Source organism: Rhodopseudomonas sp. G2_2311 (assembly GCF_047501505.1).
GTDB classification, from domain to species: Bacteria; Pseudomonadota; Alphaproteobacteria; order Rhizobiales; family Xanthobacteraceae; genus Rhodopseudomonas; species Rhodopseudomonas palustris_H.
Genome location: NZ_JAZDRK010000011.1, coordinates 127,631 through 149,880, shown reverse-complemented (window position 1 = coordinate 149,880; position 22,250 = coordinate 127,631). Strand labels below are relative to the sequence as shown.

Annotated in this window: 24 protein-coding genes and 1 tRNA gene; 8 read left to right on the top strand and 17 right to left on the bottom strand. The window is 65.2% G+C overall.

Going from position 1 to position 22,250, the window contains the following annotated elements; genetic code table 11:
• Positions 1 to 88 precede the first annotated feature (88 nt).
• The 4 genes from VRZ08_RS15915 to VRZ08_RS15900 form a co-directional block, all read right to left on the bottom strand.
• Positions 89 to 1,864, bottom strand: a complete 1,776-nt coding sequence (locus VRZ08_RS15915) for a B12-binding domain-containing radical SAM protein (RefSeq protein WP_414533156.1) — start codon at positions 1,862 to 1,864, stop codon at positions 89 to 91.
• Positions 1,865 to 2,011: 147 nt separating this feature from the next.
• Entirely contained in the window at positions 2,012 to 2,386 is a 375-nt protein-coding gene (locus tag VRZ08_RS15910; protein ID WP_414533155.1) for a DUF1850 domain-containing protein, read from the bottom strand.
• Entirely contained in the window at positions 2,383 to 4,503 is a 2,121-nt protein-coding gene (locus tag VRZ08_RS15905; protein WP_414533154.1) for a TRAP transporter permease, read from the bottom strand. Before VRZ08_RS15905 ends, VRZ08_RS15910 begins: the two co-directional genes overlap by 4 nt.
• A gap of 146 nt (positions 4,504 to 4,649) precedes the next feature.
• On the bottom strand, positions 4,650 to 5,597 hold the full coding sequence (locus VRZ08_RS15900) for a TAXI family TRAP transporter solute-binding subunit (protein WP_414533153.1): 948 nt from the start codon (positions 5,595 to 5,597) through the stop codon (positions 4,650 to 4,652).
• Between the two features lie 155 nt (positions 5,598 to 5,752).
• Here VRZ08_RS15900 and VRZ08_RS15895 point away from each other — a divergent pair, with 155 nt between their 5' ends.
• Positions 5,753 to 7,018 carry an MFS transporter gene (locus VRZ08_RS15895; protein WP_414533152.1) on the top strand — a complete coding sequence of 422 codons (1,266 nt, stop codon included), beginning with the start codon at positions 5,753 to 5,755 and terminating at the stop codon, positions 7,016 to 7,018.
• An 18-nt stretch (positions 7,019 to 7,036) separates the two neighbouring features.
• Here the strand turns inward: VRZ08_RS15895 and VRZ08_RS15890 are convergent, their stop codons facing one another.
• Both VRZ08_RS15890 and VRZ08_RS15885 read right to left on the bottom strand, forming a co-directional pair.
• Positions 7,037 to 7,393 carry a response regulator gene (locus VRZ08_RS15890; RefSeq protein WP_414533151.1) on the bottom strand — a complete coding sequence of 119 codons (357 nt, stop codon included), beginning with the start codon at positions 7,391 to 7,393 and terminating at the stop codon, positions 7,037 to 7,039.
• Positions 7,394 to 7,402: 9 nt separating this feature from the next.
• The gene (locus VRZ08_RS15885) at positions 7,403 to 8,407 is read right to left on the bottom strand and encodes an HWE histidine kinase domain-containing protein (protein WP_408017926.1); all 1,005 of its coding nucleotides are present in this window, start codon (positions 8,405 to 8,407) and stop codon (positions 7,403 to 7,405) included.
• Positions 8,408 to 8,585: 178 nt separating this feature from the next.
• On the opposite strand from VRZ08_RS15885, the gene VRZ08_RS15880 reads away from it, so the two are divergent.
• The 3 genes from VRZ08_RS15880 to VRZ08_RS15870 all read left to right on the top strand — a co-directional run bounded on the left by VRZ08_RS15880 (position 8,586) and on the right by VRZ08_RS15870 (position 12,789).
• Positions 8,586 to 10,190: an alkaline phosphatase D family protein gene (locus VRZ08_RS15880; RefSeq protein WP_414533150.1), complete on the top strand. Its 1,605-nt coding sequence runs from the start codon at positions 8,586 to 8,588 to the stop codon at positions 10,188 to 10,190.
• Positions 10,191 to 10,325: 135 nt separating this feature from the next.
• A complete protein-coding gene (locus tag VRZ08_RS15875) occupies positions 10,326 to 11,333 on the top strand; it encodes a Bug family tripartite tricarboxylate transporter substrate binding protein (protein WP_414533149.1) in 1,008 nt (335 codons plus the stop codon).
• A 241-nt stretch (positions 11,334 to 11,574) separates the two neighbouring features.
• Positions 11,575 to 12,789, top strand: a complete 1,215-nt coding sequence (locus VRZ08_RS15870; protein ID WP_263989784.1) for an EAL domain-containing protein — start codon at positions 11,575 to 11,577, stop codon at positions 12,787 to 12,789.
• A gap of 16 nt (positions 12,790 to 12,805) precedes the next feature.
• On the opposite strand, the gene VRZ08_RS15865 is transcribed toward VRZ08_RS15870, so the two are convergent.
• A complete protein-coding gene (locus VRZ08_RS15865) occupies positions 12,806 to 13,264 on the bottom strand; it encodes a hypothetical protein (protein ID WP_234822426.1) in 459 nt (152 codons plus the stop codon).
• 273 nt (positions 13,265 to 13,537) lie between these two features.
• Between VRZ08_RS15865 and VRZ08_RS15860 the strand changes: the two genes are divergently transcribed.
• Entirely contained in the window at positions 13,538 to 13,840 is a 303-nt protein-coding gene (locus tag VRZ08_RS15860; protein ID WP_264074750.1) for a hypothetical protein, read from the top strand.
• Positions 13,841 to 13,859: 19 nt separating this feature from the next.
• On the opposite strand, the gene VRZ08_RS15855 is transcribed toward VRZ08_RS15860, so the two are convergent.
• Positions 13,860 to 15,071, bottom strand: coding sequence for a hypothetical protein (locus tag VRZ08_RS15855; protein ID WP_263989786.1), 1,212 nt, complete (start codon positions 15,069 to 15,071; stop codon positions 13,860 to 13,862).
• 130 nt (positions 15,072 to 15,201) lie between these two features.
• On the bottom strand, positions 15,202 to 15,828 hold the full coding sequence (locus tag VRZ08_RS15850; protein ID WP_263989787.1) for an NUDIX hydrolase: 627 nt from the start codon (positions 15,826 to 15,828) through the stop codon (positions 15,202 to 15,204).
• 79 nt (positions 15,829 to 15,907) lie between these two features.
• Between VRZ08_RS15850 and VRZ08_RS15845 the strand changes: the two genes are divergently transcribed.
• On the top strand, positions 15,908 to 16,333 hold the full coding sequence (locus tag VRZ08_RS15845) for a PaaI family thioesterase (RefSeq protein ID WP_104512854.1): 426 nt from the start codon (positions 15,908 to 15,910) through the stop codon (positions 16,331 to 16,333).
• 15 nt (positions 16,334 to 16,348) lie between these two features.
• Here VRZ08_RS15845 and VRZ08_RS15840 read toward each other — a convergent pair whose 3' ends face one another.
• Positions 16,349 to 17,095 carry an HAD family hydrolase gene (locus VRZ08_RS15840; protein WP_414533148.1) on the bottom strand — a complete coding sequence of 249 codons (747 nt, stop codon included), beginning with the start codon at positions 17,093 to 17,095 and terminating at the stop codon, positions 16,349 to 16,351.
• 133 nt (positions 17,096 to 17,228) lie between these two features.
• Between VRZ08_RS15840 and VRZ08_RS15835 the strand changes: the two genes are divergently transcribed.
• The gene (locus VRZ08_RS15835) at positions 17,229 to 17,381 is read left to right on the top strand and encodes a hypothetical protein (protein WP_159059386.1); all 153 of its coding nucleotides are present in this window, start codon (positions 17,229 to 17,231) and stop codon (positions 17,379 to 17,381) included.
• Positions 17,382 to 17,387: 6 nt separating this feature from the next.
• Here the strand turns inward: VRZ08_RS15835 and VRZ08_RS15830 are convergent, their stop codons facing one another.
• On the bottom strand, positions 17,388 to 17,777 hold the full coding sequence (locus tag VRZ08_RS15830; protein WP_107357024.1) for a response regulator: 390 nt from the start codon (positions 17,775 to 17,777) through the stop codon (positions 17,388 to 17,390).
• A 357-nt stretch (positions 17,778 to 18,134) separates the two neighbouring features.
• On the opposite strand from VRZ08_RS15830, the gene VRZ08_RS15825 reads away from it, so the two are divergent.
• Positions 18,135 to 18,506 (top strand): hypothetical protein, encoded by a 372-nt coding sequence (locus tag VRZ08_RS15825; protein ID WP_264053516.1) that lies wholly within the window; start codon positions 18,135 to 18,137, stop codon positions 18,504 to 18,506.
• 145 nt (positions 18,507 to 18,651) lie between these two features.
• Here the strand turns inward: VRZ08_RS15825 and VRZ08_RS15820 are convergent, their stop codons facing one another.
• The 6 genes from VRZ08_RS15820 to VRZ08_RS15795 all read right to left on the bottom strand — a co-directional run bounded on the left by VRZ08_RS15820 (position 18,652) and on the right by VRZ08_RS15795 (position 22,173).
• On the bottom strand, positions 18,652 to 19,557 hold the full coding sequence (locus tag VRZ08_RS15820) for a DMT family transporter (RefSeq protein WP_107357026.1): 906 nt from the start codon (positions 19,555 to 19,557) through the stop codon (positions 18,652 to 18,654).
• Positions 19,558 to 19,573: 16 nt separating this feature from the next.
• The gene (locus VRZ08_RS15815) at positions 19,574 to 20,215 is read right to left on the bottom strand and encodes an aminotransferase class I/II-fold pyridoxal phosphate-dependent enzyme (protein ID WP_414533147.1); all 642 of its coding nucleotides are present in this window, start codon (positions 20,213 to 20,215) and stop codon (positions 19,574 to 19,576) included.
• Positions 20,130 to 20,789 (bottom strand): hypothetical protein, encoded by a 660-nt coding sequence (locus VRZ08_RS15810; protein ID WP_263989794.1) that lies wholly within the window; start codon positions 20,787 to 20,789, stop codon positions 20,130 to 20,132. Before VRZ08_RS15810 ends, VRZ08_RS15815 begins: the two co-directional genes overlap by 86 nt.
• A gap of 377 nt (positions 20,790 to 21,166) precedes the next feature.
• A tRNA-Phe gene (locus VRZ08_RS15805) sits at positions 21,167 to 21,242 on the bottom strand.
• A gap of 135 nt (positions 21,243 to 21,377) precedes the next feature.
• Positions 21,378 to 21,560, bottom strand: coding sequence for a DNA gyrase inhibitor YacG (gene yacG, locus VRZ08_RS15800; RefSeq protein ID WP_047308655.1), 183 nt, complete (start codon positions 21,558 to 21,560; stop codon positions 21,378 to 21,380).
• Positions 21,550 to 22,173 (bottom strand): Maf-like protein, encoded by a 624-nt coding sequence (locus VRZ08_RS15795; RefSeq protein WP_012497704.1) that lies wholly within the window; start codon positions 22,171 to 22,173, stop codon positions 21,550 to 21,552. The genes yacG and VRZ08_RS15795 overlap by 11 nt, the downstream gene beginning before the upstream one ends.
• Positions 22,174 to 22,250 lie beyond the last annotated feature (77 nt).

The following is a 22,250-nucleotide window of genomic DNA, read 5'->3' as shown; positions in this document are numbered from 1 at the left end:
TCCACTACACGCTACGGCCGCGCCATCACGGGCGCGGGCCTACTCCGCCCTCGCCGTCGGGCAACTCGGCACCCGCGACGAGGGCTGATTACGGCGTCCCGTGCGTGAGATCAAACACCTTCTTCTGGTGGGCGACGGCCTGCTTGGCGCTCGCGCTCTGGGTGAAGAGGTCGAGCGACTCCGCATCGTCGTCCGACACCGGCGTCAGCGCCTGATCGGTGTAGGCCAGCCGCTGCGGATCGCGCGCGACGCGGACGCCGATCGCCGCGACTTTGGCGAACGCAGCCAGAATGGCGCCGGTTTTGCGTACGCTGTCGAGCGCAAAACGCGGCCAGAACAGCAGCGTGCTCGGCGCCGGAAGACCCGGCCGCCGCTCCGACGGGTGCCGCTGCCGAAACAGGCCGCATTGCAGCGGATGCACATTCTCGACCCGGATCGCAGTGGAGAAGATTGCCAGCAGCTTGACCAGGCTGCTGATCTTGATCCCGGTCGCTGCGGCACGCCGCAACAGCGTCTCGATGTGGTCGGGCGTGTAGTAGCGGCTCCACGCCTCGCGGTAGATCGCTTCCCATTCGGACCGCGACATCAACGGGTGCGCGGTGCAGACGTGCTCGACGTCGTAGTTGTTGAGATCCGGGTCCATCGCGACGCCGGCGCGCCATAGCGTCTGGTGATCCTCCGAACCCGGCAGCGGCGTCAGGCAGAAGAACTCCATGACGTCGATCGGCAGTTCGCGCTTGATGATATCGATATCGGCGCGGATCGAGGCCGGCGTATCGGCCGGGAAGCCCAGGATGTAGCCGGCCAGCGTGATGATGCCGTGATCCTTCCAGGCCAGCAGCATCGCGCGATATTCGGTGATCTTGTTCTGCCGCTTGTTGGCGGTGAGCAGATTGGCCGGATTGATATTCTCCAGCCCGATGAATACCCGCGTCACGCCGGCTCGCTTGGCCTTCTCGATGAAGCGCGGGATCTTGTGACACAGCGTGTCGACCTGGATCATGAAGCCGAGCGGAATGTCTTCGGTCTCGCGGATCTGGATCAGCCGATCGAGGATCGCCTCCCAGTCCTTGTTGCGGGCGAAGTTGTCGTCGGTGATGAAGTACTTGCTGATACCCTGCGCCCAATTCCGGCGCACCATTGCCTCGATATCGTCGGGCGTGCGGTAACGCGACTGGCGGCCCTGCACGTTGATGATGGTGCAGAACGAGCATTGATACGGACAGCCGCGCCCGGCATCGACGCTGGTCGACAGGCCGAGCGTCCGCTTCACGGTGGCGAGCGGCAGATACGGCGCCGGCACGCCTTCGATCCCGGGCAGGTCGTTGAGGAAGTTATAGACCGGCTGCAGTTGCCCGGCCGCCGCGTCCTGCAGCACGCCGTCGAACCGGCCGCCCTCGGCCTCGCCGGCGAACATCGCCACGCCCATGTCGCGGCAGTCGTCGAGCCCGATCGCCTTGCCGTCGAGCATCGCCAGGCAACCGGAGACGTGAAACCCGCCCATCACCACCGGCACGCCGCTTTTCCGGAACGGCCGGGCGATATCGAGCGCGCGCGGATATTGGTTGGACTGCACCCCGACCAGCCCCACCAGGCCGAAATTGCCGTTGCGGACGAAGCGGTCGAGCAGCGCCGGAATATCGATCCGGGTATTGAACTCGTCCATCGCCTCGATCTCGAACTCGACGTCGGCACCGAGCACCTGGCGCGCAGCGACGTCGGCGGCGATACCGTAGAGCGTGGCGAGTGAGTTCGAGGGAATGATGCCGCGCCACCAGCGCAGCACATAACCGTCATCGTCGTAATGTGACGGTTTGATGAGCAACAAAATAAACTTCCGCTTCGCGTGCGCGACCGGAGCCATCAGTGACACCTTTCCCTGGAACCGGCCGAACGCCCCGCAGCGGACGATCTGTTTTGCGGTGCAGTCTGCCTGTGCTTCGGCGGTGGCCGCAAGCGATTAATCGGCATCAGGAGGGCGATATTCAACCTGCAGCAATGCGCTGAAGGGTTAGTCCGGGCAGCTAGTGAGCGTCGTCGGCTGCGCGCCGATGGCGTGCCCGACGATCTCGGACAGGCTGCGGCAGTTCCCTCCGCTGCACAGCTGCCATTCGCCGGCGAGGCCGGAATTGCCGAGCAACACCTCACGCTGCGCAGGGCGTGTCACCGGCCATTGAAACCAGCCGTCGACCAGCCGCGCCTCGGGGGCCGGCTCCATGCCGGCGCCGCTGCCTTTGACGCGGGCGGTGATCAGTTCGAGGCCCTGCGGCGTCACCCGCCAGTCCTCCTGCCATTCGGTCTTTTCGATCGAATGCGTCCAGGCCAGCGTGAAGGCGGCGACCGCCAGCGTCTTGATGACGCCGGCGGACGCGACGCACAGGCTCACGCGGCCGCCACCGCATTGCGCGGCCGCTGCCGCCATTGCCACGCGACCAGTACGGCGGTGATCAGGAAGCCGACATAGTCGCTGTAGGGAAATTCGCCGAGCAGGCAGATGCTGGCCGCGAAGGCGACGATGCGTTCGATCACCGTCATCCGGGTGTAAAGGAAGCCGATCGACACCATGCCGAACAGGCCGATCGCGACCAGCGCCTTGAAGGTGGCGTAGGCGACCGCGCCATAGAAGCCGAGCTGGGCCGCCATCGGGTCGCCGGGCTGCAGCATCAGGGCCGGCGAGTACACCGCGATGAACGGGATGACGTAGCCGGCAAGCGCGATCCGCATCGCCTCCCAGCCGATCTTGTCGGGGTTCTCGCGGGCGATCGGCGCCGCGGCGAGTGCCGCCAGCGCCACCGGCGGCGACAGGTCGGCCATGATGCCGTAGTAAAACGCGAACATGTGGCTGACGATCAGCGGCACGCCGAGCTTGGCGAGCGCCGGCGCCGCCAGCGCCGCGGTGATGATGTAGGTCGGGATCGTCGGAATGCCGGTGCCGAGCAGGATCGACAGCAGCATCGTCATTACCAGCGCCAGGAACAGGCTGTGCTCGCCGAGCCCGATCACCCAGGTGCCGAACACGGTGCCGACGCCGGTCTGCGTCATCATGCCGATGATGGTGCCGACGATGGCGCAGGCCATGCCGACGGTGAGCGCCGACTTGGCGCTGTCGGCGAGCGAATCCCGGCAGGCGTGCAGCGTGGCGCGGCCGCCGCGGGTGATCGCGGCGATCGCCACCAGCGCGGCGACGATCACCACGATCCGCATGATGTCGAGGCCGTTATGCGAGGCCGCGCCGACCACCAGCGCCAGCCCGATCCAGAACACGTAGCGCAGCACGGTGTTCGAGAAACCGTGCACGATCGAAGCGCCGAGGATCAGCGCCACCGTCAGTGCGAGGCCCATCGAGCCGGCGTAGAGCGGCGTGAAGCCCTCGAACAGCATGAACACCAGCGCCGCCAGCGGCAGGATCAGGTACCAGCGATCGACCGCCGCGCGCCACGCGCTCGGGATCTCGGACTTCTTCATCCCGACCAGGCCGTGCTTGCCGGCTTCGAGATGCACCATCCAGAACGCGCTAGCGAAATACAGCATCGCCGGGATCACCGCGGCCTTGACGATCACCGCATAGTCGACGCCGAGCGTCTCGGCCATGATGAAGGCGACCGCCCCCATCACCGGCGGCATGATCTGGCCGCCCATCGAGGCGGTGGCTTCGACGCCAGCCGCGAAGGCGCGGCGGTAGCCGAACTTGATCATCAGCGGAATGGTGAACTGGCCGACGGTGACGACGTTGGCGACGCCGGAGCCGGAGATCGTGCCCATCATGCCCGAGGCGAACACCGCGACCTTGGCCGGGCCGCCGCGGCTGCGGCCGAACAGGCCGAGCGATACGTCGGTGAACAGCTGAATCATGCCGGCGCGTTCCAGGAACGAGCCGAACAGAATGAACAGGAAGATGTAGGTCGCCGATACGTAGATCGGCACGCCGTAGAAGCCTTCGGTGCCGAACGACAGGTGGGTAATGACCTGGTCGAAATCGTAGCCGCGGTGATTGAACGGCGCCGGCAGGTACTGGCCGAAGAACCAGTACAGCAGGCACACGCCGCACATGATCGGCAGCGCCGGGCCCATCAGTCGCCTTGTGCCTTCGAAGATCAGCACCGCCAGCAACGTGCCGACCGCGAGATCGAGGTGGGTGGGGTCGCCGTCGCGCTGGATTAGGTCGGCGTAGAAGATCCACTGATACAGGCCACAGAAGAACCCGGCCGCACCGATCAGCCAGGCCACCGCGCGGCCGAAATCGGTACGCGCGGAGAAATTGCCGATCAGCCCGAAGGTCAGCAGCAGCAGGAAGCCGACATGGACGCCGCGCACCACCTGGCTCGGCAGGATGTTCCACGCCGCGATGACGAGTTGGAAGCTCGCAAACGCGATCGCCACCGCGTAGGCCAGATGGCGCCAGCCGCGCGGCCCAAAGCCGGCCGGAAAGCCGTGCTCGAAATTATCGAACTCGACATGGACCGGCGCTGGCGTCGGCTCGACCGCAACCTCAGGCTTCAACATCGATGACCGTTCCCGCCGCGTGGTTTGTTGTGTGGTTTGTTATTCTCAACGTCATGCGCGGGCTTGACCCGCGCATCCATCGTTCTTCCGAAAAAGATGGATGGCCGGGTCGAGCCCGGCCATGACACCTCAATTGCGGGTCGCGCTTACTTCAGCACGCCCTTTTCCTTGAAATACTTGATCGCGCCGGGGTGCAGCGGGACCGGGCTGTCGGCGGCGGCGGTTTCGAGCTTGATGCCCTTGCCGGCGGCGTGGGCGCTGGCGAGTTCGGGCAGCGATTCATAGACCAGCTTGGTCATCTGATAGGCGAGATCGTCGGACACCGCGCTCGAGGTCACCAGATAGTTGATCACCGCGGCGGTCGGCACGTCCTTGTCCTGCCCCTTATAGGTGCCGGCCGGGATCGTCTCGGCGACGAACGGGGAGCCGATCTTGGCGACGACGTCCTTCGGCACCGCCACGACGTTGATGTCGGAGGAGTTCGACAGGTCCTTCAGCGAAGCGACGCCGAGGCCGGCCGACTGCAGCGTGGCGGCGAGCTGGCGGTTCTTCATCAGGTCGACGGATTCGGCGAACGGCAGATACTCGACCTTGCCGAGATCCTTGTAGTCCATGCCGGCGGCCTTCAGGATCGCGCGCGAATTCAGCTCGGTGCCGGATTTCGGCGCGCCGACCGACAGGCTCTTGCCCTTCAGGTCGGCCAGCGTCTTGATCCCGCTTTCGGAGGTGGCGACGATCTGGATATAGTTCGGATAGATCGCGCCGATCACCCGCAGCTTGTCGAGCTTGGCCTTGAAGCCGGCTTCGGCGTCGCCGTCCCAGGCGGCCTTCAGCGAGTCGCCGAGCGAGAACGCGATCTCGCCGCGCCCCTGCTGCAGCAGATTGAGGTTCTCGACCGACGCCTTGGTGGCCTGCACCTGAGCTTTGACGTTGGGGATCTTCTCGCCGTAAATCTTGGCAATCGCGACGCCGAGCGGATAGTAGACGCCGGAGGTGCCGCCGGTCAGCACGTTGACGAACTGCTGAGCGCGGGCTTGCGGCGCCGCCAGGACAATGACCGCAGCCGCGGCGACACCAAACAATCTGGCCTTCATGAACAGTTTTCTCCCTTAAGTTGTTGCTTGGAAAACTGACCGGCCGAACCGCCGCGGTCAACCCGTCAAATCGGCGGTCGCGGCCGAAGGGTGCGGAACCCGAGGGCGGCAACGGGAATTGTACGTTCCCGTGCAGTACAGCCGACGAGGATCGCGTGCCGCCCAGCTCTCCCCAGCCCCTGGCGCGGCCGCTCGACGCGCTGAACTTCTTCCTCGCAGACGTGCGCGACGGTCTCGGCCCGTATCTGGCGATCTACCTGCTGGCGGTGCAGAACTGGAACGAGGCGTCGATCGGCCTGGTGATGTCGATCGCCGCGGCGGCCGGCATCGCCGCCCAGACCCCGGCCGGCGCATTGATCGACCGCTCCACCGCTAAGCGCGCGCTGATCGTAGCCGCAGCCCTGGTCGTGACCGCGGCGTCGGTGGTGCTGCCGTGGCTGGACAGTTTCGCGCTGGTGGCGGCGACCCAGGCGCTGGCGGCAGCGGCCGGCGCGATCTTCGCGCCCGCGGTGGCGGCGCTGACGCTCGGCATCGTCGGGCCGCGCGCTTTCGCCCGCCGGACCGGCCGCAACGAAGCCTTCAACCACGCCGGCAACGCGGTGGCGGCGATGCTCGCCGGCGCGTTCGCCTATGAGTTCGGCCCGGGTGTGGTGTTCTGGCTGATGGCCGCAATGGCCCTCGCCAGCATCGTCGCGACGCTGTCGATCCCGGCCGCGGCGATCGACGATCACGTCGCACGAGGCTTGGGCGACGATCACGAGCCGGGCGCGCATCACGATCAGCCGTCCGGCTTCAAGGTGCTGCTGACCTGCCGGCCGCTGTTGATCTTCGCCGGCGCCACCGTGCTGTTTCACTTCGCCAATGCGGCGATGCTGCCGCTGGTCGGACAGAAACTGGCGCTGGTGAACAAGAACCTCGGCACCACGCTGATGTCGGTGTGTATCGTCGCGGCGCAGCTCGTGATGGTGCCGGTGGCTGCGCTGGTCGGCCACAAGGCCGACGTCTGGGGCCGCAAGCCGATCTTCGCGGTCGCGCTCGCCGTGCTGGCGCTGCGCGGCGCGCTGTATCCGCTGTCCGACAATCCGTATTGGCTGGTCGGGGTGCAACTGCTCGACGGCGTCGGCGCCGGCATCTTCGGCGCGCTGTTTCCGCTGGTGGTGGCGGACCTCACCCACGGCACCGGGCATTTCAACATCAGCCAGGGTGCGATCGCGACGGCGGCCGGCCTCGGCGCAGCGCTGTCGACCGGCTTTGCCGGACTGATCGTGGTCAGCGCCGGCTACAGCGCCGCTTTCCTGGCGCTTGCCGGCATCGCCGCCGCGGCGCTGGTGCTATTCCTGCTGCTGATGCCGGAGACCCGGCAACAGCAACCTGCAACGCCTTCTTCCGCAGCGCCGGACGCGGTGTCATCCACCGTCTAGGGCGATCCGGCAGAAACGTCAGCTCTCGGTCAGCAGCTTCAAGGTCGTCAGCACGTGCCGCTCGTTGGCCGGCTTGCCGACATTGGGGACGCCAGCCAGCACGTCGCCGCCGCGGCTCTCGGGCTTGTCATAGGCGCTGGCTACCGCGAAAGGGACGTTCTGCGCCTTCAACCGTTCCGCCACCGGCGTCACCAATTCGTCGCCAAGATTGACGTCGAGCATCGCCACCGAGGGCAATTCGGCTTCGAGTAGCCGAAGCGCATCTTTCACGGTTGCGACCGGTCCAATGATTCTCCAGCCATCGCCTTCGACCATCCGGACCAGATCCATCGCGATCAAGAATTCGTCTTCGACGATCAGAACCGTCTTCTGCACGGGGCACTTTCAATTCTGGAGCGCTTCACTCCTCAGCGGGATGATGATCTCAGCCCGTAAACCCTTGACGGCGTAATCGAGTTCCAAACGTCCGCCGAGGCTGTAGCTGGTCACCGAGCGGATCAGCTCCGTGCCGTAACCCGTGCTGGCCGGCGGCGTGACCGCCGGGCCGCCACTCTCAACCCAGCTCAGCCTCAGTTCCTGCTTGTCGGCGTCGACCGCCCAGGTCACCCGCACCTGGCCGCCCGGCGCCGACAGGGCACCGTATTTGGCGGCGTTGGTCGCAAGTTCGTGCAAGACTAGGCTGAGCGACCCCAGCGAGCGGGGCGCTAGAACCAGCGGAGGGCCCGACTCGATCGCAATGGCAGCCGGGCCCCCCTTGTAGGGCGCCAGGATCCGCTGCAGCAGCTTGAGAAGCGCGGTCTCGTCCTGGGTGACGAACGCCAGGTCTTCGGCCTCCATCAAGGCGCCGAAGCGGCCGAGGAAGTCGTCCCGGTATTGCTTGGCGGTCCGCCCGTCCGTCGTGGTCTGCCGCGCCAGCGACTGCACGACGCTGAAAAGATTTTTCATCCGGTGCCGCATCTCGCCGAGCAGCAGATCCTTGGCGGCGTCGCGCCGAAACCGGTCGGTGGCATCGATGATCGACAGCAGCATCGAATGGCTGGCGTTGTCGGGATGCACCAGCGTGCGCGCGGTCAGCAGCATCGTCCGCGGCCCCAGGCCCGGGAAGACGTGATCGACCTGGTAGTTGATCACCGCCGTCGCCTTGGGAATAACTTCGAGCAGCAGCCGGCGCAGCTCGGGGATGTCCCATTGGCCGTTACCGAGTTCGAACAGCGGCTGGCCGATCGTCTCGTAACGGTCGACCTTGAAGGTCTCGAAAAACGACCGGCTGGCATTCTGCACGGTCAGGCTGGCGTCCAGGACCAGCATCGGATCTGCGACCGTATCGACGATGCCTTGCGCCTGAACGTGGCTGGTGCGCAGCAGCCGATAAAGATCTTCCATATTCATGCTGACCAAACCTGCGACACGAATGCGAAAAGCTATCGAGAAACCCGTCCCGTCACAATCCGGGAACCCGGATGATGTTGAACGTGATACGGCAATTTCGTGTCGAGAGAGTTTCATCCGGCGCTGCTAGGCTGCGTCGAACCGCAGCCCGCAAGACGCCTGCGCAAGAGTACCACCGATGCCGCCCGATTCTCTCGACCCGTTCGCATTCGACCGCCGCACCGTGCTGCGCGGTGCGCTCGGCGCAGGATTGATCGGCATCGTGCCGGCAAGCGCCGGCGCAGCCACGCCGGTGTCCTTCTCCACCGATCCGTTCACGCTCGGCATCGCCTCCGGTGATCCGGCGCCGGACGGTTTCGTACTGTGGACGCGGCTGGCGCCGGAACCGCTGAAGGCCCGTGGCGGCATGAGCGCCCAGACGGTCGAGGTGACGGTGGAGATCGCCGACGATCCGGCGATGACCCGGATCCTGCGCAGCGAGCGCACCACGGCCTATCTCGAACTGGCGCATTCGGTGCACGTCGAGGTCGAAGGCTTGGCGCCGGGACGCGACTACTTCTATCGGTTCCGCGCCGGCGGCGCCGACAGCCCGGTCGGCCGCGCCCGCACCTTGCCGGCACCGGATGCGACGCTGCCACAGCTCCGCTTTGCTTCTGCCGGCTGCCAGCGCTGGGAGGGCGGCTACTATGCGGCGTGGCGCGCGATCGCCGAGGATCAGCTCGACTTCGTATTCCACTACGGCGACTACATCTACGAATACGGCTTTGCGGCCACCGACAAGAACGACGCGCCATGGCCGCGAACCATGCCGAAGGACTTTCCGACCTGCTACACACTGACCGACTACCGCCGCCGCTACGCGCTGTATAAATCCGATCCCGATCTGAAGGCCGCTCACGCCGCCTGCCCGTTCCTGATCAGCTTCGACGACCACGAGATCGCCAACAACTGGGCGAGCGACAGCGATCCGAAACAGACTCCGCCGGAAGCGTTCCTGTTTCGGCGGGCGATGGCGCTGCAGGCTTGGTACGAGCACATGCCGGTGCGCCGGGCGCAGCGGCCGCGCGGACCGGACGTGCAGGCGTATCGCGGCTTTCGCTTCGGCAGACTGGCCGACGTCGCGGTGCTCGACACCCGGCAGTATCGATCGCGCCAGCCTTGCGGCGACGGTTTCCTGGCGGGCTGCACCGAGGCCGACGCGCCGGACCGCACCATGCTCGGTGCCGCACAGGAGCAATGGCTCGCGACAAGGTTGAAACAGGGCGATGCGATCTGGCGGGTGCTGGCGCAGCAGGTGCTGTTTGCGCCGTTCGACTGGCGCGGCTTTCCCAAGATCGAGGACAAAGGCGAGCCGGTGTTCGATGTCGACACCTGGAACGGCGCCACCGCGGCGCGCGACCGGGTGATCGCGATGCTCGATGAAGCGAAGGTCACCAACGCCGTGGTGCTGAGCGGCGACCTGCACCGGGCGCTGGCGCTCGACCTGCATCGCGACGCACGCAATCCCAACTCACCGTGTGTCGGCGTCGAATTTCTGTCGACCTCGATCTCATCCGTCGGCGGCGCACCGCCGGACGAAGCGGCGATGGCCACGATGCATCGCAACAATCCGCAGCTGAAGTTCTTCAGCGACCAGCGCGGCTACACACGGCACACCGTGACGCCGCAGCAATGGCTGGCGGACTTCCGCGCGATCGACAGCATCGCCGTACCGGGACACCCGGCGCAGACGATCCGTTCGCTCGTCGTCGAAGCCGGCCGCCCCGGACTCATCACTCGCTAACGACGATCGTAGGAGACCGCGCCGCCGCGTGTGGCCGCGCTGGTCCTCGCCGAATCGCGCGCATAGGATCATGCTGGCCGCTCAACGTAGCTGGCTGCGCTGCCCGCAGCGCGGGACGATGCTCCAAGGGAATAGATGATCGAACCCCTCCATCCACGATCGCGTATCAGCCGGCGCAGCATTCTGCGCGGAGCTGCCGCGATCGCCACCCTGCCGCTGCTGCCACGCCGGGCGCGCGCAGCGGATTGGCCGACCCGGCAGGTGACGCTGGTGGTACCGTTCACCGCCGGCGGCACCACCGACATCCTGGCGCGGTTGATCGCGACCCGACTCTCGGAGCACTACGGCCAGGCATTCGTGATCGACAATCGCGGCGGCGAGAGCGGCAACATCGCCGCCGCCTACGTCGCCAAGGTGCCGGCAGACGGCTACACCTTCATCGTCGGCACGCCCGGCATCCACGCCACCAATCGCCTGGTGTATCGGACGATGGGGTACGATCCGGCCACCGACTTCACCCCGGTGATCGTGATTGCCCGCGTGCCGAACCTGTTGTCGGTGACCAAGTCGCTGCCGGTGACCAGCGTCACCGAACTGATCAGCTACGCACGGCAGCGTCCGCGCGAATTGTTCTACGGCGTCTCGGCGCTCGGCTCGACCGGGCACCTGTCGACCGAACTGTTCAAGACGATGACGGGCGTCGAGATCACCGCGGTGCCGTACAAGGGATCGGCGCCGATGCTGCGCGATCTCGCCGAAGGCCGCGTGCATCTCACCATCGACAATCTGCCGGCGTCCAAACCGCTGCTCGAAGCCGGCGAGATTCGTCCGCTCGCGGTGACCACCGCCAAGCGCTGGCCTCCGCTGTCGCACCTGCCGACCATCGCGGAAGCCGGCGTGCCGGGCTACGAGACCGCCTCCTGGTTCACCATCGGGGCGCCGCGCGGCACTCCGCCGGAGATCGTCACCAGCCTCAACGCTACGGTTGCGGCCTTCCTCGCAAGCGACAGCGGAACGGCGAAACTTCGCGACATCGGCGCCGAGCCGGGCGGCGGATCGCCCGAGGATATGCGGCGTCACGTCGAGGCCGAGATTGCACGCTGGGAGAAAGTGGCGAAGACCGCCGGAATTGTGCCGCTGTAGCTACGTCGCACTCATTGCAGCGTGTGCAAATTTGATCTCCGACGAAGGAGCGAGGCGTCGTGATTGCGACCGGCGCGTGACACCTAAACCCATTACATCGTGCGCGTTTCAAAAGATCGCATTTGAATCATAGGCATCCATTTAACCCTACCCGGGACTTAGTGTGGGTTTCGGTTTAATTCCACATTTTGAACTCTCTCCAACCCCTAAAGTTTGGCGCGTTATTTCGGGGGGTGGACCAATGAGAGCAACGACGGAAGCGGAAGTGTGCGTACCTGCAGGCGGTTTCGGCCGCCGCAAGGTGGCGCCGCGCGCCTGTGTCGTCGATCGCAAGCCGCACCTGCGGGCTTTCCTGGCCGACGCGCTGGAGGAGTTCCGATTCGTCACGGGGGAATGCGCCGGCGCGCTGGAACTGCCGGCGCGGCTCGCCGAACATCAGCCCGACCTGCTGGTGATCGGTTCGAGCGTCGACGGCGTCGAAGCGGAAGCAATTCTCGATACGCTCGCGGCGACTTGTTTTACCGGCAGCGTGCTGACGATCGCGCCGCGCGAGACCATCATGTCGGACGCGATCCGCCGGCACGGCGCCGCGCGCGGCTTGCGGATGCTACCACCGCTCGCGACGCCTTTCAGCGTCCACACGCTGAGCCTCAGCCTGGCGCCGCTGCTGCCGCAGGAGCCGGCGCCGGAGCCGGAGATCGACGTCGCCGAGGCGCTGAAGGCCGGTTGGTTGGAGCTGTGGTATCAGCGCTGTGTCGATGCGCATTCGCTGACGCCGCAGGGCGCCGAGGCGCTGCTGCGAATGCGGCATCCGAGCTGGGGCGTGGTCTCGCCGTCGGCGTTTCTGCCCGACGGCAACGATCCGCATTTCCGCGCGCTGTCGGAGTTCGTGGTGAAACGCGCGATCGCCGACTGGCACTATCTGCTCGACCATCAGGGCCCGATCGATCTGTCGATCAACCTGCCGGTGAGCTTCCTCGGCAATGAGCGCGCGCTCGACGATCTCTCAGCCTGGGTGCCGCAGCATCCGGCGTTCGGCGGGCTGATCATCGAGATCGACGCCGCGCAAATTGTCGACCACCTCGATGAGATGGCCGAGATCGGCCGGCGGCTGCGGCTGCGCAACGTCGCAATCGCGATCGACAAGGTCGGCGCCGACTGGCCGGCGCTGATGCACCTCGACACCTTCCCGTTCGTCGAACTGAAGGTCGACCGCTCGTTCGTCACCGGCTGCGCCGATGACCGGCTGAAGCGCACAGTGTGCAAGCGAATCGTCGAACTCGCCGGCGACTACGGCGCGCGCTGCACCGCGACCGGAATCGAGACCCGCGCCGACTTCCAGGCCGCGCACGAACTCGGCTTCGACAAGATGCAGGGCTATCTGTTCGGCAAGCCGATGGGCCTGAAGAAATTCGCCCGCGCCGCACACGCGCGCCCGGTGGCGATGCAGGACTGAGCGCGTTCGCGGCGCCTCAGTCGAACGTCATCTCCTGGCACTTGGAAACGTCGTCGCCGAGGCCCGACGCGATGGTGACGCAGCCGCGGACGCGGCGCTGCTTGGTATCGGCGGCCCATACCACATAGCCGCCGGCGCCGAAGAACGCGTTGGTGTTGGCCGGCTCGGTCTCGGCGCCGTCGAACTGATAGTCGCCATCGGCGTCGAAGATCCGCGGCCGGCGGAAACAGCCGCCGTCGGTCTGGACGTTGATCACTTCCTTGTTGTCGCGCGTCATCGCCAGGCTGACGGCGCAGCGGAAGTATTCCGATGTCTTGGTGTTGAACAGATACGCGTAGGACCGGCAGGTGGCGGTGACCAGCTTGCCCGGGCTCAGGCCGCGGCTGCAGGAGATGCGCTGATTGTTGCTGAGCCGGTATTCGTCGGCGGAGGCCGGCGCCGCGGCGACCAACGAAGCCAATCCGGCGATCAGCATCGCGCCGATCGAAAGGCCCTGCATCTGCATCGTCGTCCTCCCGCTGCGATCGTCGCGCGTGAACGGCGACTCGGTGGCCGAACCATAGCGGCGCGCCGACATCGGTAAAATCACAAAGTCGAACCAAATGGCGCTGACATCCGACCGACATCAGCATGCGGCATTGTTGACCGCAACTGATTGTTCGTGATTTGTTCAGAGACGGCCGCGCGGCACGATGGTCGACCGACTCGGTTGGTCACGGCTCGGCATGCTCTGGTTGGAGCCTCAGCGATGACCGCGTTTCGCACCACCCTGCTGATCACCGCCGCGAGCCTTGCGGCGCTGACGTCGGTCGCTTACGCCGACGCCGGCGAACCGTGGGTGCTGGCACCGGACAAGGGCTACGGCTACACCCGCGACGGCAAAACGCTGACCTACAAGATGGGCACCAGCAACGCCAAGGAGCTGTTCAAGGGCGCCAAGAAAGTCCCGCGCGAGACGCTGTTCTTTATCGGCGCCAACGGCCAGCTCTACATGCGCTCCGGGCCGTTCCTCGAAGGCGACGGCAACTTCAAGTTCGGCGCCGATCAGTAGCGCCGAACGCGATCGCGCTTCAGCGCTGCGCGCTGGTCTCGAACGCGGCGAACAGCTCGCGTGCGCCCGGATTGTTGCTGTTGGCGTCCATCCGCGCGTCGGTGACGGCGAGCAGCTTCGCCACGGTGTTGTGGCGGATCGCCACCGGATTGCGCTCATAGCCGGAGCGCTGGAAGAAGTTCGAGGTCGGCACCACCTCGCGCATCTCCTGCGGCATCGTCACCATGTCGAGGCCGGTGCTGTCACCGGTGAGATTCATCATCTCGAGCTCGGCGGCGGTGAGCCGCTCCGGGTACCCTTTGCGCTGCGCGAACACCACCGAGGTCAGCAGCTTGTGAGTCTGCAGCAGCGGGCCGACGTCGATGTCGAGCACCAGCGCGTGCACGCCCCAGCCCTGCGGAGTGCGGCCGAGTTTCTCGTGCTCGCTCCAATTGCCCGGGATCGAGCGCGCGAACGCCACCATCCGCTTCACCACCGCGATCTTGCGATCGAGCGCCTGCCGCCGCGGCCCCGACAGCGTCGCGGCCTTCTCGCTCAGCGACTTGATGATCTGATTGCCCTGCTCGGCCAGCAGCACCAAGGTGTTGGTGGTGAGCAGCTGATTGTAGCCGATCGCGGTCGAGATCGGCCGCGAGCCGGGCCGCGTCTTGCTGAGCCCCGACTGCATGTCGTGATCGCCGTTGCCGCCGGTCTCGAACGCATAGACCCGCACCGCCTGATCGCGCGTCAGGCCGGCTTCGCGGGCGGCGCGGGCGTAAGCGCGCTTGAACTCGACCTCGCTCGACGGACGCTGCGGCGTGAACTGATAGTATTCGGCGGCGGCGCGGACGAAGTCGGCGACCACCGGCAGCGACTTGCGCTCGCGCGGCGGTTCGGTCGACGGCTCCGGATCGATCGGCCGCTTCGGCCCGGTATAGACCGGCGGCTGCACCAGCACGTAGTCGTCCATCGTGATCTGCTCGCCGGTGCGGCGCTTGGCATTGCGGATGCGCCGCCGCTCGGCGATCGCGTCCCAATAGGCGCCGGCGTCGCGTTCGAATTCGGCGCGCGCGGCCTGATACTGCTGCAGCCGGTAGCGATATTCGGCGATCGCTTGCGGCGAGACGGCTTGCGCCATCGCGTTCGCCACCGAGGACGGCAGCGGCGCCGCGGTCTGGGCGAGCGCGTGGGATCCAAAAGCGAGCAGCGCGACCGGCGCGAGCCGGGCGAGATGGATGATCGAATGAGCCATGCCGCATCCTCGCCCGATAGGGTGAATGAACCGTTGCCCCACAGCTTGCGCCGGGCATCACAAGCTGTGAACCCGGCGATTGTTTGTTTGAGAAAGCCGTCTCGCTTTTGTGCGCACCGCACGGCGCGGGCTACTTCCAGGCGAACACCGGCTGTTCGAGATCGGCGACGCGGGTGACGCGGCCGGCCAGCACTTCGCGAAACTGATAGATCAGCGCCGCGGTCGGTGCGTGGATGAAGTCGTCTTCGTAGCGGAACCGAACCACGCGGCGGTCGCTCTCCGGGATCGAGGTGAAGTCGAACACATCCGGCGGCGCGATCTCGCCGAGGCCGACGTGATGCACCGAGGCGACTTCGTCGGGGTTCGGCGCCAGCGGCCCCGCCGCCGCAGCCCACGCCACCACCGGGGTCACCAGATAGCCGGAGCGGGTCGGATAATCGTCGAGGATGCCGAGCACGTCGCCGGCGTCCAGCGCCAGGCCGAGCTCCTCGTGTAATTCCCGCAGCGCGGTTTCAGGTGCGGTCTCGCCGGCATCGCAGCGGCCGCCGGGCAGCGCCCATTGATAGGCGTGGGAGCGCAGCCGCGGCGAGCGCCGCGTCAGCAGGAACGCGGCGCTGCCGTCCTCCATCGCCACCAGCGCGATCGCCACCGCGGCGCGCTTCAGTCCGGCCGGCGACAGGCCGTCGTCGTGGCGCGGAAAAGCCGCGCAGCGCGCGGCGATCAGGGCTCGGGTGGCATCGTCGTGCGCGTGGCTCATTCGTCTTGACTACACTGCGCACCTGACCGAGGAAACCGTTACCGCCGCGCGACGCCATGCGGCGACGGAGACGCGAGCGATGACCGAGACCACCACTGCCCGCAGCATGAAGGCCGACGGCTGGAGCGTGATCCACGACGACGGCTTCATCGATCTGGTCGGGCCGCTGTGGCACCGCTGCGTCGACGGCACCAACGAATACGCGATCGCGACCGCGGCCAAGCACCGCAACAAGCGCGGCCTGGTGCAGGGCGGGCTGATGATGACGCTGGCGGACCGCACCTCGGGCATCGCGGCGCGCGATCAGTCCGGCGCGCCGCATCTCGCCACGGTGCAGATGGACACGCATTTCGTCGACGCCGCCGAGATCGGCGACCTGCTGATCTCGCGGCCGCGGGTGGTGCGGACCACGCGCAGCCTGATCTTCACCTCGACCGAAGTCAGCGTCGACCGCCGCTGCATCATCCTGGCGCACGGCGTGTTCAAGATCGTGCGACCGCGCTGACGACCGCCTTGCGGCTCAGGCGGCGCGGCACCAGCGCGCCAGCGCGTCCAGCGTCACCAGGGAATCGCCCGCGCCCGCACCGGCCAGATGCCGATACGGCGCATCCGGCTCGCCGAGATCGCTCAGCACCGCGAGCGCGCCGGGGAAGTCGTCGCCCTCGGTATAGAGCCCCGGGGTGACGATGGTCGGCAGCCCGGCGGCGCGCGCGGCGCGCACCCCGTTGGTGGAATCCTCGAACGCGACGCAAGCGGCGGCCGGCAGCTTCAGCGCATCGAGCACGTAGAGGTAGATGTCCGGCGCCGGCTTCTTGGCCGGCACCACGTCGCCCGCCCCGACCGCGTCGAACATCGCCATCGCGTCCGGTCCGAGCGAGGACTGAAGCAGCGCTTCGACATTGGGCAGGCTGGTGGTGGTGGCGATGCCGAGCTTCACGCCCGCCGCCTTGGCCTCGCGGATCAGCCGCGCCACGCCCGGGCGCAGCGCGGTGCCGGCGGCGACCAGCGCGGTGTAGCGGTCGGTCTTGGCCCGGTGCAGTTCGGGGATCCGATCGGCCGCCCGCTCCGCGCCCTCCGGCTCCGACTTCAGGAAGTGAGCGATCCGCTCCTTGCCGCCGGTGACATCGAGCAGCTTGCGATACAGCGTCGCATCCCAATGCCACGGCAGTTGCTCGGCCGCGAAGGTGGCGTTGAAGGCCTGACGGTGCAGTTCTTCGGTTTCGGCAAGCGTGCCGTCGACGTCGAAGATCAGCGCAGAAGGTATCATAAAACCTACTTACTCTCGGACCGTTCAGGGCGTCCAAAAAATGAACACAAATCGGACCTGACAATGACTTGGGCAAGGTGTAAAGCAAACTTTACAATCATCATCAAGCCGCTCCCATCATCAAGCCGCTCCGATGTCCGATATCGAACACGACTATTCTGCTCAGCGCCGCTGCGAGAAGTGCGGCGGTGAAATGAAGCTGATCGGCCGTTTGCCGCGTCGGCTGCAACATCCTCCGCGCACCGTGTTCCGCTGCTCGGCCTGCGACAACGTCGTGCAGGAATAGCCGAGCCTATCCAGGCGCCCGGTCGCCCGGCGCCAGCGCGGCCTGCATCAGCGTCTGCAATTGTTTGGCGGTGAACGGCTTGGCCAGGCAATAGACGCCGTTCTCGACCGTCATCCCTTCCCGCTTCAGCATCGCCGCATCGAATTCCGGCAGCATCCCGCTGATCACGATGATCGGCAGCGCCGGCCGCGCCGCCCGCACCGCCGCCAGCACGCTCTTGTCCTGCACCTTGGGCAGGCTGAGATCGATCAGCACCAGCGCCGGATCGCTCCGGCTGAGCCAATCGAGCGCCGCAGCCCCGCTGTCGCACACCGTGACCTGATGGCCGGCTTTGCTCAGCACCAGAGTCAGCACCGTGCGCACCGCCGGCTCGTCGTCGACGACCAGCACCTCCATCACCACCTCTTGGCAGGCGTAAGGACCGTGAGCGCCGCGACGCAAAACAAAGACCGGCTATGACGGTGTCAGATTGCTGCAGTTTGCGAAACGAGCGCAACTGGTAACGCTACGAGCGCGGGCAAAGATGCACGCCGTTCAGCGATGCTGGTTTGAATGGCGTGGAAAGTGATCGGCTGGATAACGGGACCGGGCCCATGAACTCGCGTCCGTCACCCCTCGGGAGCTCAAGGCGAGGAACAGACGATCGCGTCAATCTTGCACCGAGAACCCGGCATCATCACATCGGAAGACGGCCCGAAGCATTTCGATGCATGTAGGCTATGCTGCTCAAACCAGCGAACGGAAAATGAGAACGTGAGCATTTTCCCGCAAGACCCATGGGGCGCTGCCCGCAAAGTGATCCTCTGCGTCGGCTCCGGTTGGCCCGTTGCAGGGTTGATCGCAGGTGTCTGGCAAAGCGATGATCTCGTGTGGATGTTCATCACCGCGGGATTGATGGCCGTGCTCTTTGGAGCTCCTGCGCTCATCCTGTCAGCGGTGCTTCTGCCGACATACAAGAGCCGCATCGTCGCGGTCCCTCCTTTTCTCATCATCCTCTTCTGGGCGGTGTCCAGCCAGTCAGCCACCTACAATGGTTTTCAATTGCCGCCTTACCTAATTCTCTGGTTTACGACCTGCACGGCTGTCACATTGCTTCTTCCGGAAGCGAAACGAAGCCTGCCGTAATCGGCTTCGTGGGTTGCCTATCAAGTGATGGTCAGGCCTTACGCGCGGCAACCACCAGCCTTCCTAGGCAAGTTGGGCAAGCGCATCACATCGCGTCCGCGCTCGCCGCAGACCGGGCGCGTTGAGCGAGCTGCGAAATCACGTATTACTTTTGCAGCAGGGCCGACAGCAGAATCCCGCATACGATCATCAGCAGGCCAAGCGTCAAATTCCACGAGATTGCTTCGCCAAGGAGGACGGCCCCCGCCATCGCGCCAATGATGGGAACAAGATAGTTGTTGAGCGACGCGAACCCCGCCCCCGAAATCGAGATCAGCTTGTAGTAGATGGCGTAGGCGCACCCCGTATTCAGCACGCCGAGCGCAATTAACGCGGTGGACGACGCGGCGTCGGCACGGCCAAAGGCAGCGAGCGCATCTCCCTGCAGCACGGCGCCGCCCGCCAGCAGCAGCGATGAGCACGACAGTGACGTGGCCGCCACGACTATCGGCGGAATTTGCGACGGAATCGACCGGAAGATGATCGCGCCAAACGCGTAGCCGAGAGCGGCGCCCAGTGCACAGAGCTTGCCGATCGAGTCGTCCGCTCCGAACCCCGCCTGCGCGGGCGATAGAAGGATACCGTTCCACCCGAACGCGATCACCACGCCAGCGCCAGCGATGACCACGCCGAGCCAGCGCCCCGCTGACCAGCGCTCATGGAACATCAGCCTCGCGACCACGATCGTTGCAATCGGAGCTGCCCCCATCATCACAGCCGAACTGCTGCTGCTGGTCAAACGACCGCTGAGGCCGAGCAGGAAGAACGGTAATACCTGCCCGACCACCGAGAGGGACACGATGCGCGACCAGATGCGCGCATCAATGCGCAGCCGGTGCACGGCCGGCAACGCGACCGCACCGAGAAACACCGCGGCAACGGCAGCCCTCGACAGCGCCATCGACAGTGCGCCGTAGTCGCGCGCGGCGATCTCGATCAGCACGAAGGACGTCCCCCACAGCAGCGAGACCGCGATCAGAAGCGACAGGCCGAGCCAGGGAGATCCACTCATCGTATTTTACAGAATTTCAACTCTTGGTCAGATCTTTGACCAACGCGCACAACCTTGCAATATCAGTTTCGTGATGATCGGCAGTAAGACACACGCGGAGAGCTGCTTTGTCGTGCGGAACGGCAGGGAAGAATGCTGCCGCAAGGTAGAAGCCGTTCTCGATTAGAGATGCAGCGATACTGATTGTTCGCTTTGCGTCACCGATCCGGATCATTTTGATCGGCAGGTCATGCTTGACCGCATCCTCGTCCCACTGTGCGTTGAAGAACACATTCATTGCATTGAGCCGGCTCTGACGAACGCTCAATTCAGGAGATTTGTGGAGCTCTGCTGACGCAAGAGCCGCTCCGATTGCCGGGATACTTGGCCCCATCGAGAAAGCGTGGGGGACTGCATACCGCCTGAGCACTCGTTCTTGGGCTTCATTGGCAATCATGACCACACTTCCGGTCACCCCGAACCCCTTGCTTAGCGAAGCGACAATCATTGTTAGATCATTCAGCCGCTCCCCGAATTCTGACCGAGCAAAGCCTTCGCCGTACCTCCCTCGGATCGAAACGCCGTGGGCGTCGTCAATATAAAGAAATAGTCCGTATTTCTCTTGCAACCGTATCAACTCTCTGATCGGGGCTGCGCCCCCCCATCGAGTAGACGCCATCGCACAAGAAGGCGACAAAGCTGCGGGTTCGACAGATATCTTCGAGCTCTTCCAGATTATTATGATCGATAGTAATAACTTCGGTGTCCTCAGCCATCACTGCCTTGTGATACGAAATTGTTGCGTGGGCAAATCTATCGACAACGATGACTGGTCGCCTCCCGTTGGTAAGCGCACCACAAGCAAGAAGAGGAAGAACGCCCATATTGGCGGTAAGAACCAAGGAGAACACCATGGCCCGGCATCCGAAGAGGCCCGCCAAGCTGTCTTCCAAGTCCTTTGTGATTGCAAAATTCAGACGCGTTCGCGCCCCAGACCATTGAAGAGAATTGTATCGGTTCAGCGCGTTCATCGCTCCCGCAACGATGGAAGGGTGATTGTCTAAGCCGAGATAGCTGCCACGCTGGAAATCGACGATCGTACGACCGTCGAGCAATTCAATTTGACGTTCCTGGGTCGACCGTCCGTAGATCGTCATCACCCCGGCGCGATACGCACAATCGAGATTCTCTCCGCTTTTCGCGATCAGCTCTGGGACGTTGCGGAATCGCCTGACCGGCTGTTGCTCGAGCATATCACCACCACAATCAAAGATTGATCTTTGATACACACACTACCAAAAGTTGAGTTGATGCGCTAGTTAGTTTTTCGGTCGAATCGCCCAGTGCACCGTCTCTGCAGCGGACACTTCGTTTCGAAACGAGGAGCAGGATTAAGTCTCCCCGCAGTGGAGGGCACCCAGACGGCACGCAAATATGGGATTGGGGATACGTCGATTGGCGCGCGTTGTTCGCGAAAGCGAGCGTCGTATCGAACGCCAGAGCTCCGACAGGTCACCCGGACAGGCGAACCTATGGAGGCGGCGTTGTTTCGCAACGACTGCTGCACAGTCGGCCGCAACGCAGTTCTTTAAGGCTTAAGCTTCTGAGGGGACAGACGTCTTCAATAAAATGGTGCCCAGGGGCGGGATCGAACCACCGACACTGCGATTTTCAGTCGCATGCTCTACCAACTGAGCTACCTGGGCGTCGTCCGCCCGGTTCGAAACCGGGGGAGCGCCGGGTTATAGTCAGACACGGCGGCGCTGTCCACCCGTCGTGACGGTGTTTTGCCGGGGAAAAATTCACCGGATCGTCGCACAGCCGCCGCCCGGAATTCCGGCTCAATCCTCTTCGTCGTCGGCGGGCCGGCCAGGAATGGCGTAGGAGCCCGACAGCCAGCGATTGAGGTCGACGTCGCGGCAGCGCTCGCTGCAGAACGGGCGCGATTCGGCGGTCGCCGGCTTGCCGCATACCGGGCAGGGCTTGGCGCCGCGCGCGGGCGGCTCGACCGGATCAGCCGGCATTGAGCCAGCCATGGCGGATCGGGAAGCCCTCGCCGCCGAGCAGCGAAATCGTCTCATACAGCGGCAGCCCGACCACGTTGGTATAGGAGCCGACCAGCTTGACCACGAACGAGCCGGCGATGCCCTGCACCGCATAGCCGCCCGCCTTGCCGCGCCATTCGCCGGAGCCGACGTAGCCGGCGATGTCCTCTTCGGACAGCCGCTTGAACCGCACCCGGGTCTCGACCAGACGCTGGCGGAACGCCTCCTTGGGCGTGACCAGGCAGACGGCGGTATAGACGCGGTGATTGCGGCCCGACAGCAGCCGCAGGCACTGCGAAGCTTCGTCGGTCAGCTCGGCCTTCGGCAGGATGCGGCGGCCGACCGCCACCACGGTGTCGGCGGCGAGCAGATACGAGCCGCGCAGATCGTCGTCGAGCTGGATCGACTGCAGCGCCGCCTCAGCCTTGGCGCGGGCGAGCCGGTTGGCGCAGGCGCGTGGCAGCTCGCCGCGGATCGGCGTTTCGTCGACGTCCGCCGGCCGCAGCGCATCGGGCTCGATGCCGGCCTGGTTGAGCAGCGCGAGCCGTCGCGGCGAGCCGGAGGCGAGAACGAGTTTGGGGCGGCCGAGCATGCGGAACTTTTGATTCGACGGGGTGGCGGGAGAGAGCGCGGAACCTATCGGAAGGCGAGTGCCGGGACAACAGGCGC

What these genes read in the sequence shown, in the direction of transcription:
- VRZ08_RS15915 (WP_414533156.1), bottom strand. Translation starts at nt 1,864, where the DNA reads ATGGCTCCGGTCGCGCACGCGAAGCGGAAGTTTATTTTGTTGCTCATC.
- VRZ08_RS15905 (WP_414533154.1), bottom strand. Translation starts at nt 4,503, where the DNA reads ATGTTGAAGCCTGAGGTTGCGGTCGAGCCGACGCCAGCGCCGGTCCAT.
- VRZ08_RS15900 (WP_414533153.1), bottom strand. Translation starts at nt 5,597, where the DNA reads ATGAAGGCCAGATTGTTTGGTGTCGCCGCGGCTGCGGTCATTGTCCTG.
- VRZ08_RS15885 (WP_408017926.1), bottom strand. Translation starts at nt 8,407, where the DNA reads ATGAATATGGAAGATCTTTATCGGCTGCTGCGCACCAGCCACGTTCAG.
- VRZ08_RS15880 (WP_414533150.1), top strand. Translation starts at nt 8,586, where the DNA reads ATGCCGCCCGATTCTCTCGACCCGTTCGCATTCGACCGCCGCACCGTG.
- VRZ08_RS15875 (WP_414533149.1), top strand. Translation starts at nt 10,326, where the DNA reads ATGATCGAACCCCTCCATCCACGATCGCGTATCAGCCGGCGCAGCATT.
- VRZ08_RS15870 (WP_263989784.1), top strand. Translation starts at nt 11,575, where the DNA reads ATGAGAGCAACGACGGAAGCGGAAGTGTGCGTACCTGCAGGCGGTTTC.
- VRZ08_RS15865 (WP_234822426.1), bottom strand. Translation starts at nt 13,264, where the DNA reads ATGCTGATCGCCGGATTGGCTTCGTTGGTCGCCGCGGCGCCGGCCTCC.
- VRZ08_RS15860 (WP_264074750.1), top strand. Translation starts at nt 13,538, where the DNA reads ATGACCGCGTTTCGCACCACCCTGCTGATCACCGCCGCGAGCCTTGCG.
- VRZ08_RS15855 (WP_263989786.1), bottom strand. Translation starts at nt 15,071, where the DNA reads ATGGCTCATTCGATCATCCATCTCGCCCGGCTCGCGCCGGTCGCGCTG.
- VRZ08_RS15850 (WP_263989787.1), bottom strand. Translation starts at nt 15,828, where the DNA reads ATGAGCCACGCGCACGACGATGCCACCCGAGCCCTGATCGCCGCGCGC.
- VRZ08_RS15845 (WP_104512854.1), top strand. Translation starts at nt 15,908, where the DNA reads ATGACCGAGACCACCACTGCCCGCAGCATGAAGGCCGACGGCTGGAGC.
- VRZ08_RS15840 (WP_414533148.1), bottom strand. Translation starts at nt 17,095, where the DNA reads ATGATACCTTCTGCGCTGATCTTCGACGTCGACGGCACGCTTGCCGAA.
- VRZ08_RS15835 (WP_159059386.1), top strand. Translation starts at nt 17,229, where the DNA reads ATGTCCGATATCGAACACGACTATTCTGCTCAGCGCCGCTGCGAGAAG.
- VRZ08_RS15830 (WP_107357024.1), bottom strand. Translation starts at nt 17,777, where the DNA reads ATGGAGGTGCTGGTCGTCGACGACGAGCCGGCGGTGCGCACGGTGCTG.
- VRZ08_RS15820 (WP_107357026.1), bottom strand. Translation starts at nt 19,557, where the DNA reads ATGAGTGGATCTCCCTGGCTCGGCCTGTCGCTTCTGATCGCGGTCTCG.
- VRZ08_RS15815 (WP_414533147.1), bottom strand. Translation starts at nt 20,215, where the DNA reads ATGGCGTCTACTCGATGGGGGGGCGCAGCCCCGATCAGAGAGTTGATA.
- VRZ08_RS15810 (WP_263989794.1), bottom strand. Translation starts at nt 20,789, where the DNA reads ATGCTCGAGCAACAGCCGGTCAGGCGATTCCGCAACGTCCCAGAGCTG.
- yacG (WP_047308655.1), bottom strand. Translation starts at nt 21,560, where the DNA reads ATGCCGGCTGATCCGGTCGAGCCGCCCGCGCGCGGCGCCAAGCCCTGC.
- VRZ08_RS15795 (WP_012497704.1), bottom strand. Translation starts at nt 22,173, where the DNA reads ATGCTCGGCCGCCCCAAACTCGTTCTCGCCTCCGGCTCGCCGCGACGG.